This window comes from Streptomyces sp. NPDC048484, from assembly GCF_040651415.1.
In the GTDB taxonomy this organism is placed as follows: domain Bacteria; phylum Actinomycetota; class Actinomycetes; order Streptomycetales; family Streptomycetaceae; genus Streptomyces.
Genome location: NZ_JBEZJY010000002.1, coordinates 255,724 through 271,877 on the forward strand (window position 1 = coordinate 255,724; position 16,154 = coordinate 271,877).

The 16,154-nt window shown below is 71.3% G+C and carries 12 protein-coding genes; 4 read left to right on the forward strand and 8 right to left on the reverse strand.

The features are described from left to right. Positions 1-101: 101 nt before the first annotated feature. The 7 genes from murD to rsmH all read right to left on the reverse strand — a co-directional run bounded on the left by murD (position 102) and on the right by rsmH (position 9,398). Complete coding sequence (gene murD, locus AB0D14_RS02965) at positions 102-1,559, reverse strand: UDP-N-acetylmuramoyl-L-alanine--D-glutamate ligase (RefSeq protein ID WP_362773758.1); 1,458 nt, start codon at positions 1,557-1,559, stop codon at positions 102-104. After that, positions 1,541-2,614, reverse strand: coding sequence for a phospho-N-acetylmuramoyl-pentapeptide-transferase (mraY, locus tag AB0D14_RS02970; RefSeq protein ID WP_362773761.1), 1,074 nt, complete (start codon positions 2,612-2,614; stop codon positions 1,541-1,543). The genes murD and mraY overlap by 19 nt, the downstream gene beginning before the upstream one ends. Further along, positions 2,611-4,023 (reverse strand): UDP-N-acetylmuramoyl-tripeptide--D-alanyl-D-alanine ligase, encoded by a 1,413-nt coding sequence (murF, locus tag AB0D14_RS02975; RefSeq protein ID WP_362773764.1) that lies wholly within the window; start codon positions 4,021-4,023, stop codon positions 2,611-2,613. Before murF ends, mraY begins: the two co-directional genes overlap by 4 nt. Before the next feature lie 4 nt (positions 4,024-4,027). After that, positions 4,028-5,695 carry a UDP-N-acetylmuramoyl-L-alanyl-D-glutamate--2,6-diaminopimelate ligase gene (locus AB0D14_RS02980; RefSeq protein ID WP_362773767.1) on the reverse strand — a complete coding sequence of 556 codons (1,668 nt, stop codon included), beginning with the start codon at positions 5,693-5,695 and terminating at the stop codon, positions 4,028-4,030. A gap of 159 nt (positions 5,696-5,854) precedes the next feature. Next, positions 5,855-7,804 (reverse strand): penicillin-binding protein 2, encoded by a 1,950-nt coding sequence (locus tag AB0D14_RS02985; protein ID WP_362773770.1) that lies wholly within the window; start codon positions 7,802-7,804, stop codon positions 5,855-5,857. 5 nt (positions 7,805-7,809) lie between these two features. Continuing rightward, positions 7,810-8,385, reverse strand: a complete 576-nt coding sequence (locus AB0D14_RS02990) for a septum formation initiator family protein (RefSeq protein ID WP_362773773.1) — start codon at positions 8,383-8,385, stop codon at positions 7,810-7,812. A 56-nt stretch (positions 8,386-8,441) separates the two neighbouring features. Continuing rightward, positions 8,442-9,398 (reverse strand): 16S rRNA (cytosine(1402)-N(4))-methyltransferase RsmH, encoded by a 957-nt coding sequence (gene rsmH / locus AB0D14_RS02995; RefSeq protein WP_362773775.1) that lies wholly within the window; start codon positions 9,396-9,398, stop codon positions 8,442-8,444. 448 nt (positions 9,399-9,846) lie between these two features. Between rsmH and AB0D14_RS03000 the strand changes: the two genes are divergently transcribed. From AB0D14_RS03000 to AB0D14_RS03015, 4 genes are all read left to right on the forward strand, one after another. Next, positions 9,847-10,395 (forward strand): carbonic anhydrase, encoded by a 549-nt coding sequence (locus AB0D14_RS03000; protein ID WP_362773778.1) that lies wholly within the window; start codon positions 9,847-9,849, stop codon positions 10,393-10,395. Between the two features lie 204 nt (positions 10,396-10,599). Beyond that, entirely contained in the window at positions 10,600-11,637 is a 1,038-nt protein-coding gene (locus tag AB0D14_RS03005; RefSeq protein ID WP_362773781.1) for a MoxR family ATPase, read from the forward strand. Continuing rightward, positions 11,637-12,989, forward strand: coding sequence for a DUF58 domain-containing protein (locus tag AB0D14_RS03010; protein WP_362773783.1), 1,353 nt, complete (start codon positions 11,637-11,639; stop codon positions 12,987-12,989). Before AB0D14_RS03005 ends, AB0D14_RS03010 begins: the two co-directional genes overlap by 1 nt. Then, entirely contained in the window at positions 12,986-15,385 is a 2,400-nt protein-coding gene (locus AB0D14_RS03015) for a DUF3488 and transglutaminase-like domain-containing protein (protein ID WP_362773786.1), read from the forward strand. The genes AB0D14_RS03010 and AB0D14_RS03015 overlap by 4 nt, the downstream gene beginning before the upstream one ends. Before the next feature lie 258 nt (positions 15,386-15,643). Here AB0D14_RS03015 and AB0D14_RS03020 read toward each other — a convergent pair whose 3' ends face one another. Then, positions 15,644-16,048, reverse strand: a complete 405-nt coding sequence (locus AB0D14_RS03020; RefSeq protein ID WP_362773788.1) for a DUF3040 domain-containing protein — start codon at positions 16,046-16,048, stop codon at positions 15,644-15,646. Between the last annotated feature and the right edge of the window lie 106 nt (positions 16,049-16,154).

Consider the following 16,154-nt stretch of genomic DNA (forward strand, 5'->3'; position numbering starts at 1 on the left):
CCGCGCCACCGGCACAAGGCCGCCGTCGATACACCGACCACGTTGGCGTCACGCGTCGCTCCCAAGGATCCCGGGCGCCCGGACCGGCCCGGGGCCTGCCGTCAGGCGCCCGCGGCGCCGAGTTCGCGAACCGCTTCCGCGAACATGTCACCGCGCTGGTTGTAGTTGGCGAACATGTCCATGGAGGCACAGGCCGGCGCCATGAGTACCGTGTCGCCGGGACGGGCGAGCCGTGTCGCCTCCTGAACCGCCGCGGGCATCGCCCCAGTGTCGGTCCGGTCGAGGTCGACCACCGGCACTTCGGGCGCGTGTCGCGCGAGGGCTTCGCGGATGAGGGCACGGTCCGCGCCGAACAGTACGACGCCCCGCAGTCGCTTCGCCGACCTGGTGACGAGTTCGTCGAAGGTCGCGCCCTTGGCGAGGCCGCCCGCGATCCACACGATCGACTCGTACGCCGCCAAGGAGGCTTCGGCCGCGTGGGTGTTGGTGGCCTTGGAGTCGTCGACGTAGGCGACGCCGTCCACATCGGCCACGTGCTCGATGCGGTGGGCGTCGGGCCGGAAGGCCCGCAGCCCGTCCCGTACGGCCGTGGGGGGTACTCCGAAGGCGCGGGCCAGGGCCGCCGCCGCGAGGGCGTTGGCGATGTTGTGCGGGGCCGGCGGCTGGACGTCCGCGATCTCGGCGAGTTCCTGTGCCTGCTTGTGCCGGTCCTCGACGAAGGCGCGGTCGACCAGGATGCCGTCCACGACGCCGAGTTGCGACGGCCCCGGAGTGCCGAGCGTGAAGCCGACGGCCCGGCAGCCCTCCTCGACGTCCGCCCCGCGCACCAGGTCCTCGGTGGCCCTGTCGGCCGCGTTGTAGACACAGGCGACCTGATTGCCCTCGTAGACACGGCCCTTGTCGGCGGCGTACGCCTCCATGGTGCCGTGCCAGTCGAGGTGGTCCGGGGCGAGGTTCAGGACCGCCGCGGAGTGCGCGCGCAGGGAGGGCGCCCAGTGCAGCTGGTAGCTGGACAGCTCCACGGCGAGCACGTCGAGGTCGGCGTACGCGTCGTCGTCGCCCAGCACGACGTCGATGATCGGCGTGCCGATGTTGCCCACCGCGGCCGTACGAAGGCCCGCGGCGGCCAGCATCGAGGCGAGCATCCGCGTCGTGGTGGTCTTGCCGTTGGTGCCCGTGACGGCCAGCCAGGGTGCGGCCTTCCTGCCGTCCTGGCCGCGCAGGCGCCAGGCGATCTCGACATCGCCCACGACGTCCACACCCGCCTCCTCGGCGGCCAGGAAGAGGGGGCTGCCCGGCTTCCAGCCCGGCGAGGTGACCACCAGGTCGGTGCCCTCGGGCAGCGTCTCGGCGTCCGCGAGGCGTACCGGGATCCCCTGCTGTTCGAGGGGGGCGGCCCGCTCCCGGTGTGCCGGGGAGTCGCCGCCGTCGACGACCGTGACCGACGCGCCGAGGCCGGCCAGGGCTCGGGCGGCACTGATGCCGCTCACGCCGAGACCGGCGACGGTGATGTTCATGCCCTGCCAGGCGGAAGCGGTCGTCACTTCTTGGCTGCCCATCCCGCGTAGAAGAGGCCGAGTCCGACGATGACGCACATGCCCTGGATGATCCAGAAGCGGACCACCACAAGGACTTCGGACCACCCCTTGAGTTCGAAGTGGTGCTGCAGCGGTGCCATTTTGAAGACGCGCTTGCCGGTCAGCTTGAACGAGCCGACCTGGATGACGACCGACATGGTGATGAGGACGAAGAGGCCGCCGAGCAGGGCGACCAGCAGCTCGGTGCGCGAGCAGATCGCCAGACCGGCCAGCGCGCCGCCGAGCGCCAGGGAACCGGTGTCCCCCATGAAGATCTTGGCGGGTGAGGTGTTCCACCACAGGAAACCGAAGCAGGAGCCCATGAGGGCGGCGGCGACGACCGCGAGGTCCAGTGGGTCTCGTACCTCGTAGCACGCGGCCGGGTTGGTGAGGGCCTGCGCGTTGGCGCAGGACTCCTGGAACTGCCAGACGCCGATGAACGTGTAGGCGCCGAACACCATCGTCGCGGCGCCGGTGGCCAGGCCGTCCAGACCGTCCGTCAGGTTCACGCCGTTCGACATCGCGAGGATCATGAACAGCGCCCAGACCACGAACAGCACCGGGCCGATGGACCAGCCGAAGTCCTGCACGAAGGAGAGCTTGGTGGAGGCCGGGGTGTTGTTGCGGTTGTCCGCGAACTGCAGCGAGAGCACCGCGAAGGAGATGCCGACGATCAGCTGGCCGGCCATCTTCGCCTTGGCCCGCAGACCGAGCGAACGCCGCTTGACGATCTTGATGTAGTCGTCGAGGAAACCGACCACGCCCATGCCCGCCATCAGGCCTAGCACCAGCACACCGGAGAGCCTCGGCGGCTCGCCGCTGATCACCTTGCTGAGGAAGTACGCGACGATCGTGGCCAGGATGAAGGCGATACCACCCATGGTCGGCGTACCGCGCTTGGCGTGGTGCTCGCGCGGGCCGTCGTCACGGATGTACTGGCCGTAGCCCTTGCGGGCCAGCAGCTTGATCAGCAGAGGAGTGCCCACGAGAGTCAGGAAGAGGCCGATGACTCCCGCGAACAGGATCTGATTCATCATCGGACGGCGACCTCACCCTCGGCGCCCTCGACCAGCGCCTGCGCGACCCGTTCCAGGCCGACCGACCGGGACGCCTTCACGAGTACGACGTCTCCCGGGCGCAGCTGACTGCGCAACAGGTCGACCGCCGACTGTGCGTCGGACACGTGCACCGACTCCTCACCCCACGAACCCTCGTTATATGCGCCCAGTTGCAGCCAGGACGCTTCCCTGCCCCCGACCGCGACGAGCTTGCTGACGTTGAGCCGGACGGCGAGCCGCCCGACCGCGTCGTGCTCGGCGAGCGCCTCGTCCCCGAGCTCGGCCATCTGACCGAGCACCGCCCAGGTCCGCCGCCCCTTGCCCATGGCCGCGAGCGCGCGCAGGGCGGCTCGCATGGACTCGGGGTTCGCGTTGTAGGCGTCGTTGACGACCGTCACACCGTCCGGGCGCTCGGTGACCTCCATCCGCCAACGGGAGAGGGAGCCCGCCTCGGAGAGCGCGGTGGCGATCTCGTCTGCGGACATGCCCAGCTCATGGGCGACGGCGGCGGCGGCGAGCGCGTTCGACACGTGGTGCTCACCGTACAGGCGCATGGTCACTTCGCTGCACCCGGAGGGTGTGTGGAGCCTGAACGCGGGCTGTCCGCTCTCGGTGAGCCGTACGTTCTCGGCCCGTACGTCCGCTTCGTCGGACTCTCCGAAGAGGATCACGCGTGCCTTCGTACGTGCGGCCATGGCCCGTACGAGGGGATCGTCGGCGTTCAGGACGGCGGCGCCGCCTTCTTCGGCCGGGGGCAGACCCTCCACCAACTCGCCCTTGGCCTGGGCGATCTGCTCACGGCCGCCGAACTCGCCGATGTGGGCGGTGCCGACGTTGAGGACGAGGCCGATCTTCGGGGGCGTCAGGTTCGCGAGGTAGCGGATGTGGCCGATCCCGCGGGCGCCCATCTCCAGGACGAGGAACCGGGTTTCCTCGGTGGCGCTGAGCGCGGTGAGCGGCAGCCCGATCTCGTTGTTGAGCGAGCCGGGCGTGAAGACCGTCGGCGCCTTGCTGCGGAGCACCTGGGCGATGAGGTCCTTGGTGCTGGTCTTGCCCGCGGAGCCGGTGAGGGCCACGAGGGTCGCACCGAGCCGTTCCACGACGTGGCGCGCGAGGGCGCCGAGGGCCTTCTGGACGTCGTCCACGACGATGGCGGGCACCCCGACGGGCCGGGAGGCCAGGACGGCCACGGCGCCCGCCTCGACGACGTCCGCGGCGAAGTCGTGGCCGTCCACGCGCTCACCCGCGAAAGCGACGAAGAGACTGCCCGGCCCCACCTCCCGGGAGTCTCTGACGACCTGTCCGGTGACCTTGACCGACGGATCCGGTATGTCGTGTGTCTGCCCGCCGACGACAGAGGCGATCTCGGCGAGAGAGAGGGCGATCACAAGTTCATCCCTGGGTCTTCTGGATAGCTGCGCGGAGCACCTGGCGGTCGTCGAAGGGACGGATCACCCCGGCGATGTCCTGGCCCTGTTCATGGCCCTTGCCCGCGATCAGCACGGTGTCGCCCGGCTGTGCGCGGGCGACGGTCGCGGCGATCGCGGCGGCCCGGTCCTCGAAGACCTGGACCTCCGCGCGCTCGTGCGCCGGCACCTCGGCGGCGCCCGCGAGCATCGTGGCGAGGATGGCGAGGGGGTCCTCGCCGCGGGGGTTGTCCGAGGTGAGCACGGCGGTGTCGGAGAGCCGGGCCGCGGCGGCGCCCATCAGCTTCCGCTTGCTCCTGTCCCGGTCCCCGCCGCAGCCGAGGACGATGTGCAGCTTGCCCTCGGTGACCTTGCGCAGGGCCCGCAGGACGGATTCCACGGCGTCCGTCTTGTGGGCGTAGTCGACGACCGCGAGGTACGGCTGTCCGGCGTCCACGCGCTCCAGCCGGCCCGGCACGCCCGGTACCGCGGCGATACCGTCCGCGGCGGTCTGCGGGTCGATCCCGGCGGCGGCCAGGGAGACGATCGCGGCGAGCGTGTTGGCGACGTTGAAGGGGCCCGCGAGCGGCGACTTGGCGGTGATCCGCTCGCCCTTGGGACCGACGGCGACGAAGACGGAGTCCATCGGGCCGACCTGGACGTCCTCGGCGTGCCAGTCGGCGTCGGGATGCCCCTCCGCGGAGAAGGTCACCACGGGGACGCCGGCCTCCTTGACGAGCCTGCGTCCGTATTCGTCGTCGAGGTTGACCACGCCGAGCCTGCTGCGCTCAGGCGTGAACAGCTGCGCCTTGGCCTGGAAGTAGTCCTCCATGCCGGAGTGGAACTCCATGTGCTCCGGGCTGAGGTTGGTGAAGACCGCGATGTCGAAGATGCAGCCGTCGACCCGGCCGAGGACCAGGGCGTGGCTGGAGACCTCCATGACGACCGCCTCGACGCCGCGCTCGCGCATGACCGCGAACAGCGCCTGGAGGTCGGTGGCCTCGGGGGTGGTGCGCTCCGACTTGATGCGCTCGTCGCCGATGCGCATCTCGACGGTGCCGATGAGCCCGGTGCTGCGGACCCCCTTCAGACCGCCTTCGACGAGATACGCCGTGGTGGTCTTGCCGGAGGTGCCGGTGATGCCGATCTGGAGCAGGTCGGGGCCCGGGTGGCCGTAGATCGAGGCGGCCAGCTCGCCCATGGTCCCGCGCGGGTCGTCGACGACGAGGACCGGCAGACCGGTGGCCTCGGCGCGGGCGGCTCCCGTCGGGTCGGTCAGCACGGCTACGGCGCCGAGGCCGGCCGCCTGCGTCACGAAGTCGGCGCCGTGCATACGGGCGCCGGGCAGCGCGGCGTAGATGTCGCCCGGCCGTACGGCCCGCGAGTCATGGGTGATGCCCGTGACCTCGGCGGCGCTTTCCGGGCGGTCGGCACCCAACTGATCGGCGAGTTCCGCGAGGGGTGTGGCGGAGGTCCGAACCGGTCGCGGCGGCCCCGGATATGTCACAGGGACGCCCTTCTGGGTGGTTGGGGACTGATCGGCGTGTGGCACGGCGGTGAGCGTACCGGGCACACCCCCGCCGGAGCGAAGCGAGGGGCGTGGCGGGGTGGGCGGCGAGCCGTCGTTGCCGGCGTCGGGAGTGATCGTTGTCACGAGCTTGTTCCTGGTCGGTGGTCCGGGCGTGGCACGGGGTGTTCCGGTCGGTGCGGATAAGGACGTGATCAGTGCTGACGAGGATGTGACCGGTGCCGATGGGCCGTGGTCGGTGCGCATGAGGCCTGGTCGGTGCCCATAAGGCCTGGTCGGTGCCGGTCAGGGCGTGAAGGTGACGGGGAGCCTGGCGGCCGTCTGTCCGGTGGGCGGCACCTGGAGGGTCTTCAGTGCGAACTCCAGGACCTCCTTGTAGACGGGCCCGCAGATCTGACCGCCGAAGTAGCTGCCCTTGGTGGCGTTCTGGATGGCGCAGTACACGGTGACACGGGGATTGTCCGCGGGCGCGAAGCCCGCGAACGACGAGGTGTAGCCGCGGTAGCGGCCGGTGGCCGGATCCACACGGTTGGCCGTGCCGGTCTTGCCCGCGACGCGGTAGCCGGGGATACGGGCCTTGCCGCCGGTGCCCTCCTCGTCGTCCACGACGGACTCCAGCATGTGCGCCAGCGTTTTTGCGGTCTTCTCGCTGACGACCCTTGTCTTCTTGGCCTTGGCGGCAGGCGTGAACTGCCCGTCGGCCCCCTTCGTGCCGCGGACGAGTGTCGGTTCCACGCGTACGCCGCCGTTGGCGATTGTCGAGTAGACGGAGGCCGCCTGCATCGCGTTCATGGACACGCCCTGGCCGAAAGGAATCGTGTACTGCTGGGAGGTCGACCACTGGTCGGCGGGCGCGAGGATGCCCTTCGTCTCGCCGGGGAAGCCGAGGCCCGTGTAGCTGCCGATGCCGAACTTGCGCAGGTACGAGTGGAGGACCTGGTTGGCCTCCTGCTGCGTCCTGCCGAGCTGGCCGGTCGCCAGGATGGTGCCGATGTTGCTGGACTTGGCGAGGACCCCGTTGAGCGTCAGGTACCAGGTCGGGTGGTCGATGTCGTCCTTGAAGAGCCGGTCGCCGCGGTGCAGCCGGTTGGGCACGGTCACGCGCGTCGCGGGGGTGGCGGCGCCCTCCTCCAGGACGGCGGCCATCGACATGACCTTGGCGGTGGAGCCGGGCTCGTAGGCATCTTCCAGGCCCCAGTTGTGCAGGGCTCCCCCGTCGGCCCGGGACAGGTCGTTCGGGTCGAAGCCGGGCGAGTTGGCCATCGCGAGGATCTCGCCGGTCTTGTTGTCCTGCACTATGACGTACCCGCGGTCCGCCCCGGACTTCTCGACCTGCTCGGCGATGGCGTTCTGCGCGGCCCATTGGATGTCGCGGTCGATGGTCAGCTCGGCCTCGGAACCGGCCACCGCGGGCTTCTCGGTGGAGCCCGCGGTCGGCACCTGCCGTCCGCCGGACTGGGCGTAGCGGATCTCGCCGTCCTTGCCGGCGAGTTCCCCGTCGAGCTGCTGCTCGATGCCGCCGCCGCCCTTGCCGTCGGCGTTGACCCAGCCCAGTACCCCGGCCCCCAGCTCGCCGTTCGGGTAGACCCGTTTGCTGCTGGGCTCCTGGAGGACGCCCGCCAGGACGTTCACCGCCCCGCCCGCGCCCGCCCTGTCGGCGAGCGTGCTCTTGAGGTCCTTGATCTGCGTCCACACCTGGGGGGTCTGACGGCGGGCGAGCACGACGTACCGGGTGTTCTTGGTCCGGAGCTTGTCGGCGACGTCGCCGGGGTCCTTGTCGAGGATCGGGCCGAGCAGGGCGGCGGCCTGTTCCGGAGCGTCGTCGGTCTTCGTCGCCTTCCGCGTGAACAGCGTGGGGTCGGCGGTGATGTCGTTCGCGTCCACGCTGATCGCCAGGTCGACGCCGTTGCGGTCGGTGATCCCGCCGCGTTCGGCGGCCAGGGTGCGGCTGAGGTACCGGTTCTTCTCGGCCTTGGCCGCGTACTCGCTGGCGTCGACCGCCTGCACCTGGAGAAGCCGCACGACGAAGGCGATCAGTACGAGGGCCAGGGCGAGGCTGACCAGGCGCAGCCGCGGACGGGGACTGCCGAGCCGGATGACCCGCGCGTTCCTGGCGCGGGGCGGGGCCGGGCGGCGCGCGGGCCGGGCGCCGGGCCCGGGGCGGCGCTGCCCGCCGGGCTTCACGGACCGGGCGGGCGCGGGCACTCTGCGGCGCGGGGGTTCCCTGTCGGACACTTCCGTCACCTGCCGGGAGTCGTAGCGGTCGGCGTGGGCTGCGTGGAGGGCGCCGTGGGCTGCGCGGCGGGCTCCGTGGCCGGTGCCGGGGCCACGCCGGGTGTCGGGGGCCCGGTGGGCGTCTGCGGCTCGGTGGGCGCCGGGGCCGCTTCGGGGTCGAGCACCTCGGGCGGCCGGACCGCGGGCGCCGGCACGGACATGGACGCGGACGACTGCTCGGCGGCCGCACCGGGGACACCGAGGACCGTGCCGTCGGGGTTGAGGAAGGCCGGGTCGCCGCCGGGCACCATGCCCAGCTCGCGGGCACGGCGCTGGAGGGCATCGGGGGCGGAGTAGGCGTCCACGTCCCGCTGGAGCGCCTGCTCCTCGTCGGTGAGGCTCTTGGCGTCCTTCTGCAGATCGTCGAGTTGGAACGACCCTTCGCTGAGGGCGGAGTTCAGTACCAGGAGACCGATGAGACCGCCTCCGAGCAGCAGCACGACAAGGAGGACGAAGGGCGCACGGGCGGCCTGTCCTGAGCCGGTCGGGAAGAGCCGCGCGAGCCGGGCCGCCCTCCCCCTCAGTTCGGGTTTCCTATTCACTCACCCTCCAGGTGAGTTCGGTGGTCCAACTCATGCCCGACCCACGCGCCCTTCCGTCACTCGGCGTCCTCCCGGATGCGCTGTGCCCCGCGCAGCCGCGCCGGAGCGGCCCGCCGGTTCTCCGCGACCTCTTCCTCGGTGGGAAGTTCGGCACCGCGCGTGAGCAGCTTGAGCCGGGGCTGGTAGCGCTCGGGGACGACCGGCAGGCCGGCCGGCGCGGTGGTGGCGGCGCCCGCCGCGAGCACCTGCTTCACCAGCCGGTCCTCCAGGGAGTGGTACGACAGCACGGCGATCCGGCCCTCGACGGCGAGCGTCTTCACGGCGGCGGGAATCGCCCGCTCCAGGACGGTGAGTTCGCCGTTGACCTCGATGCGCAGCGCCTGGAACGTCCGCTTGGCGGGGTTGCCGCCGGTGCGCTTGGCCGCCTGCGGCAGGGAGTCGCGGATCAGCTCGACGAGCCGCGCGCTGTTGGTGAAGGGGTCCTTGTCCCGCTCACGCACGACCGCGGACACGATCCGCTTGGCCTGCTTCTCCTCGCCGTACGCCCGCAGGATCCGGACCAGGTCGCCCGGCGGGTAGGTGTTGAGCACCTCGGCCGCGCTGATGCCGGTCGTCTGGTCCATGCGCATGTCGAGCGGCGCGTCCTGGGCGTAGGCGAAGCCGCGGTCCGCCTCGTCGAGCTGCATGGAGGAGACGCCCAGGTCGAAGAGGACGCCCTGGACGCTCGGGAGGCCCAGCCGGTCGAGCACGTCGGGGAGTTCGTCGTAGACCGCGTGCACGAGCTCGGCCCGGTCGCCGAAGGGCGCGAGCCGCTCTCCGGAGAGGCGCAGCGCCTCCTTGTCGCGGTCCAGGGCGACCAGGCGCGCCTCGGGGAACCGGCTGAGCAGGGCCTCGCTGTGGCCGCCGAGGCCGAGGGTGCAGTCGACGACCACGGCTCCCGGCCGCTCCAGTGCGGGGGCCAGCATGTCCAGGCACCTCTGGAGCATCACCGGGACATGTCGACTGTTGCTCAAGGGGCCCTCTCAGATCCGGCGCGGCCGGTACGCACCGCCGGGTTCCCGCCCTCCCGCAGCCGACACGGGAAGTCCCCCGGGTGAAGGGGAGGGCCTGCCGGCGCCGGAAGCGTCAGCCGACCGGGAGCGGGAGGAGGCCGAGCCGTACGTACGCGCCGCGCACGCGAGGAGATCCCGGCACGGTCGCCGGGGCTCCGGGGATAGCTGTCCAGCAGGGAGGACGTCTCGCCTCCCGCTCCGCGTCACTTTAGTCCACGGTCTCTCGCGGTCAATGAACCGGCCTGCGCGTCGCGACTCTCCCTCGCGATCAAGCGGCAAACCGGGAAATTACCCCCGTACGGGCGCACCCGATCCACTCTCGTGGGTTACCTCACAACAACGCTTGTTGATGTTCTTTGTCCCCTCTCACAGCGGGCCCGAGGAGCGTGTGCCCCTTACCGTCATAGGTATGACGACTTCCCGATCCGTTCCCACAGAACCCGAAGACGCCATATCCCGACCCGGCACCGTCACGGACCGGCTGGTCGAGGCCAACGCACGGTACGCCGACGCGTTCGCCGATCCCGGCATGGACGCCCGACCCGTGCTGCGCGTCGCGGTCGTGGCCTGCATGGACGCCCGTCTCGACCTGCACGACGCGCTGGGCCTGGAACTAGGCGACTGCCACACCGTCCGCAACGCCGGCGGCGTCGTCACCGACGACGTGATCCGCTCCCTCACCATCAGCCAGCGCGCTCTCGGCACCCGCAGCATCGTGCTCATACACCACACCGGCTGCGGCCTGGAGTCCCTCACCGAGGACTTCCGCCACGACCTGGAGATGGAGGTCGGCCAGCGCCCCGCGTGGGCGGTCGAGGCCTTCCGGGACGTCGAACAGGACGTGCGGCAGTCCATGCAGCGCGTACGGACCTCTCCGTTCCTTCTGCACACGGACGACGTACGTGGTTTCGTATTCGACGTGAAGACGGGCCTGCTGCGTGAGATAGACCCCACCTGACGTCGGTTCGGCCCGTCCAAAGAACCCAAGACCTGACATATCGCGGGCAGTTGTCCACAGGCGAGTGACACGAACCGGTAACGGCAACAAGAATGCGTGTGTGACGTCACGCGGAACTTTTCACGCGTGGCGTCCGTGTTCGGGGTGGGCCGGTCCGCATCACAGTGCGTCGGCCCGGAGAAAGAACGGGCCGAGGAGGGCCGGGTGACGACCTATGACGATCGAGCGAGCCTTACAGATCTGACCGCCACTGTGGAGAGAGTCCGCAGTTCGGTGGAGGAAGTGATCGAGGGCAAGCCTGAGGTCGTACGGCTTTCGCTGACCGTACTGCTCGCCGAGGGGCATCTTCTGATCGAGGATGTCCCCGGCGTCGGCAAGACCATGCTGGCCAAGGCACTGGCGCGGTCCATCGACTGCTCGGTGCGGCGTATTCAGTTCACGCCCGACCTGCTGCCCTCGGACATCACAGGGGTGTCCATCTGGGACCAGCAGAACAGGGAATTCGAGTTCAAGCCGGGCGCGATCTTCGCGCAGATCGTGATCGGGGACGAGATCAACCGCGCGTCGCCCAAGACGCAGTCGGCGCTCCTGGAGTCCATGGAGGAGCGCCAGGTCACCATCGACGGGCACACCTACGAGCTGCCCGGCCCCTTCATGGTGGTGGCCACGCAGAACCCGGTCGAGATGGAGGGCACCTACCCGCTGCCGGAAGCTCAGCGCGACCGTTTCATGGCCCGGGTCTCCATCGGCTACCCCAGCCCGGAGGCCGAGCTGCAGATGCTCGACATCCACGGTGGTGCCTCCCCGCTGGACGACCTCCAGCCGGTGGCGCACGCACACGAGATCCTGAAGCTCATCGACGCGGTCCGCACGGTCCACGTCGCCGACCCGGTGCGCCGGTACGCGGTGGACCTGGTCGGCGCCACGCGCAACCACCCGGACCTGAGACTCGGCGCCTCGCCGCGCGCCACGCTGCACCTGCTGCGCGCCGCGAAGGCCTCCGCCGCCCTCAGCGGCCGGGACTACGCGCTGCCGGACGACATCCAGGCTCTCGCCGTGGCGGTGCTGGCACACCGGCTGCTGCCCACCGCCCAGGCCCAGTTGAACCGTCGTACGGCCGAGCAGGTCGTCCTGGAGATCCTCCAGCGCACGGCCGTGCCCGCGGCACCCCAGTCGCCGGGCGGTCTGGCCATGGGCCGGGCCACGTCCGCCTTCGGCGAGCAGCCGCCCCGGAGGCTGTGATGACCACCGGCGGGATGCCCGCAGCGACGGCCGAGGAGGACAAGGGCGGGCTGCGCACGGCTCTCGCCGGGCTCACCACGCGCGGGCGGTCGTTCCTGGCCGCCGGCATCGCGGCCGCCATCTGCGCGTACGTCCTGGGGCAGGGCGACCTGCTCCGGGTCGGGCTGCTGCTAGCCGTACTGCCGCTGGTCTGCGCGGCCGTGCTGTACCGCACGCGCTACCGGGTGGCCGGCAGCCGCCGTCTCTCCCCCGGGCGCGTACCGGCGGGATCCGAGGCACGTGTCCATCTGCGGATGGACAACGTCTCGCGGCTGCCCACGGGGCTGCTGATGCTCCAGGACCGGGTGCCGTACGTGCTGGGACCGCGGCCCCGGTTCGTGCTGGACCGGGTCGAGGCGGGCGGCCGGCGCGAGGTGTCGTACCGCGTGCGCTCGGACCTGCGCGGCCGCTATCCGCTGGGCCCGCTGCAACTGCGGCTCAGCGACCCCTTCGGGATGTGCGAGCTGACCCGCTCCTTCTCGACGTACGACACCCTCACCGTCGTCCCGCGCGTGGAGCCCCTGCCGTCGGTGCGGCTGACCGGTGAGGCGAAGGGGTACGGCGACGGGCGGCATCGCTCGCTCGCCCTGGCAGGCGAGGACGACGTGATCCCGCGCGGGTACCGCTACGGCGACGACCTGCGCCGGGTGCACTGGCGCCTGACCGCCCGGTACGGCGAGCTGATGGTGCGCCGCGAGGAGCAGCCGCAGCGGTCCCGCTGCACGGTGCTCCTCGACACCAGAGGCATCGCCTTCGACGGCGCGGGCCCGGACTCGGCCTTCGAGTGGGCCGTGTCGGGCACCGCGTCGACGCTGGTACACATGCTCGAACGAGGCTTCTCCGTGCGGCTGCTGACCGACACCGGCACCTCGGTGCCGGGCGAGGGCGCGGACGGGTTCGCCGGAGCCGGCCAGGAGTCGGCGGACGCGGCGGGACTGATGATGGACACCCTCGCGGTGATCGACCACTCCGACGGTACGGGCCTGTCACGGGCGTACGAGGTGCTGCGCGGCGGCAACGAAGGTCTGCTGGTGGCCTTCCTCGGCGACCTGGACGAGGAACAGGCGACCGTGCTCGCCAAGATGCGTCAGCGCAGCGGCGGGGCGGTCGCCTTCCTGCTGGACAGCGGCGCATGGGTGCGGGGCGCCGTCGACGAACAGAGCGAGGAGCGGCTTCGGATGCTGCGTGAGGCGGGCTGGACCGCCCTGGCCGTCCCGACGGGCGTCGGCCTGGCCGACCTGTGGGGGGAGGCGGACCGCCAACGCACCGGGGTCGCGTCGGCGGGCAGCACGGCAGGAGGCGGTGGCTCATGAGCGGACGCGCGCGACTCGCGCTGTGCGCCACGGCGGCGACGCTGATGGCGTCCTGCGCGCTGCTGCCGCTGGTCGACCCGGCGACCTGGTTCCTCCAGGCGGCGTTCCTGCTCGTGATACAGACCGGGGTGGGCGCGGCGGCCCGGCGGGTGCCGCTCGCCCGGCCGCTGACGATCGCGGTGCAGGCGCTGGTCACCCTGATGCTGCTGACGCTGTCGTTCGCCCGGGAGCAGGCCATCGCCGGGCTGCTCCCCGGCCCCGAGGTGTTCCGTCACTTCGGCAACCTGCTGCAGGTCGGCACGGACGACGTCGGGCAGTACTCGATCCCGGCGCCGCTCTCCGACGGCATCCGTCTGATGATGGTCGGCGGAGTCGTGGTGATCGGACTCGCGGTGGACGCGCTCGCGGTGACGTTCCGCAGCGCGGCCCCCGCCGGACTGCCGCTGCTCGCGCTGTACTCCGTCGCCGCGGGTCTCGCGGACGGCGGCACCGCCGGATGGGTCTGGTTCCTGCTGGCGGCCGCCGGCTATCTGATCCTGCTGCTGGCCGAGGGACGTGACCGGCTCTCGCAGTGGGGCCGGGTGTTCGGCGGCGGGTCCCGCACGCCGGGCTCTGACCCCTCGGAGAACGCGCTCGCGCCGGTCCGTACGGGCCGTCGCATCGGCGCCGTCGCACTCGGCATCTCCCTGGTCGTGCCGCTCGCCCTGCCCGCGCTCGACGGCGGGCTGCTGGACGCCGCGGGGACCGGCGTCGGCACGGGCTCCGGAGGCGGCGGCACGATCTCCGCGGTGAACCCGCTGGTCTCGCTCCGCGACAGCCTGAACGTCGACGAGGACCGCGAGGTCCTGTCCTACCGCACCAACTCCGAGCAGACGCAGGACCTCTATCTGCGCATAGTCGCGCTCGACGAGTTCGACGGCACGGCGTGGAAGCCGGCCAAACGCCATGTCGAGGACGTGCCGGGGTCGTTCCCGACGCCGCCCGGCCTCGGTGACGACGTCCAACGCACCGAGATCCAGACAAGGATCTCGGCGGCCGACTGGTACGCGCAGGACTGGCTGCCGATGCCCTACCCGGCCAGCCAGGTGGGGATCAACGGCAAGTGGCGGTACGAGCCCGTGGGCCGCACGCTCGTCGGCGACCACGGCCAGACCACGCGCGGCCAGGAGTACACGGTCAAGAGCCTGATCGTGCAGCCGACCGCGGAGCAGCTCGCGGGCGCGCCCGAGGCGCCGGAGGTACTGAAGCGCGAGTTCACCAAGGTGCCCGGCTCGCTGCCGCCGGTGGTGGCCCGGACGGCACGGGACATCACGGCCGACGCGGACAACAACTACGAGCGCGCGGTGAAGCTGCAGGACTGGTTCGCCCTGGAGGGCGGCTTCACCTACGACACCGAGGTGCAGGTCGGCAGTGGGTCCCAGGCGATAGCGCGCTTCCTGAGGGACAAGGAGGGCTTCTGCGTCCACTTCTCGTTCGCGATGGCCTCCATGGCTCGCACGCTGGGCATACCGGCCCGGGTCGCGGTGGGCTTCACCCCTGGTTCGCCCAAGTCGGACGGCACGACCTCGGTGGGGCTGCGGGACGCGCACGCCTGGCCCGAGCTGTACTTCGAGGGCGTGGGCTGGACCCGCTTCGAGCCGACACCGAACCGCGGCTCCGTTCCGGAGTACACCCGCACGGACACGCCCGGTACGACGGTCCCCGACCCTGACGTGCCGTCGCGGTCCTCGTCCACGGCGCCCTCCGCCGAACCGTCGAGCAGCGAGAGCTGCACGGCGGCTCAGAAGAAACTGGAGCAGCCCTGTGGCAGCGAGTCTCCGCAGGCGGCGTTCGGGGCGACGAACGACGGCCCGCCGTGGTTCCTGATCCTCGGGCTCACCCTGGCCGGGCTCGCCACGCTCGCGGTACCGCTGCTGCCGATGCTGTGGCGGATGCGGGCCCGATCTACGCGGCTCGGTTCGCACGGCCGGACCGAGGCGGACGCCGCGGCCACCACGCTGGCGGCCTGGCAGGAAGTCAGCGATACGGCGTGGGACTTCGGTATCGCGCCGGACGAGTCGCAGACGCCGCGCAAGGCGGCGGCACGGATCGTCCGCATCGGGCAGCTCGATCCGGAGGCCGCGGCCTCCGTCCACCGGGTCGCCGACGCGGTGGAGCAGGTCCTGTACGCGCCACGCCCCCGGCCGACCGCGGGCCTGGGCGATGACGTACGCCGGATGGCCGCGGGTCTTCGGGCCACGGCCGGCCGCGGTGCGCGCCTGCGCGCGCTGCTCGCCCCACGCTCGGCTGTACGGGTGGCGTGGGCGGTCTCCGAGGGCTGGATCGCGCTTAAGTACCGGGCCGCGGCCCGCTGGACGGCAGTCGTACGCCGGCCGTCGGGGCAGAGCAGCGGCTGAGGTCGGACCGGCCCTGCGGTCGGTCCGGCCGCTGAGGTCTGAGGGGGTGCCTGCCCGGGTCGGGTGGGCACCCCCGCCTTTTGCCCGTCGGCCGGGCGTCGCGAGCCCGGTGAACCTTTCCGGTCACAGCACTGGCTGCGGGCCGGTGGGGGCTTGTCGGCCGGAGCGGGAAGGGCATGGCCGGGCGCGCTGAAGGGGCGGCCACCTCAAAGGTGGTCGCCCCTGTCTGCGTGCGTCTGTCGGACGAGACCCGGTGAGCTACTGGCCGCCCTGGTCATCACGGCGCCGCTGCCAGCGCTGTTCGATGCGGTCCATCATGGAGCGCCGCTGCCGGCCCTGACGTGGGGCCTGCGGAGCGCCCGGCGCACCCGCCGCGGGTTGTTCACCCGGCTTGGGGGCTTTGCGCCAACCGGTGACGGCGAGCACCGCACAGCCCAGCATGACGAGAAAACCCACCACACTGACCCAGATCTGCTGTGCGACCATTCCGGCCATGAGGAGCGCGATACCTACGAGGAAGCCCGCGACCGCCTGGTAGACCCGTCGCCGGGTGTACGTACGCAGCCCGCTTCCCTCAAGCGCTGTCGCGAACTTGGGATCTTCGGCGTACAGCGCTCGCTCCATCTGCTCGAGCATTCGCTGCTCGTGCTCCGAGAGCGGCACGGCGTCCTCCTCATCGTGCAGTCGCCGGGGCGACCGGGGGTCCCTTCAGGATAGGCAGGGAATCGCCCCCGTGAAACCCGCCCCTCTGCGCCAATTCGCCAACCGG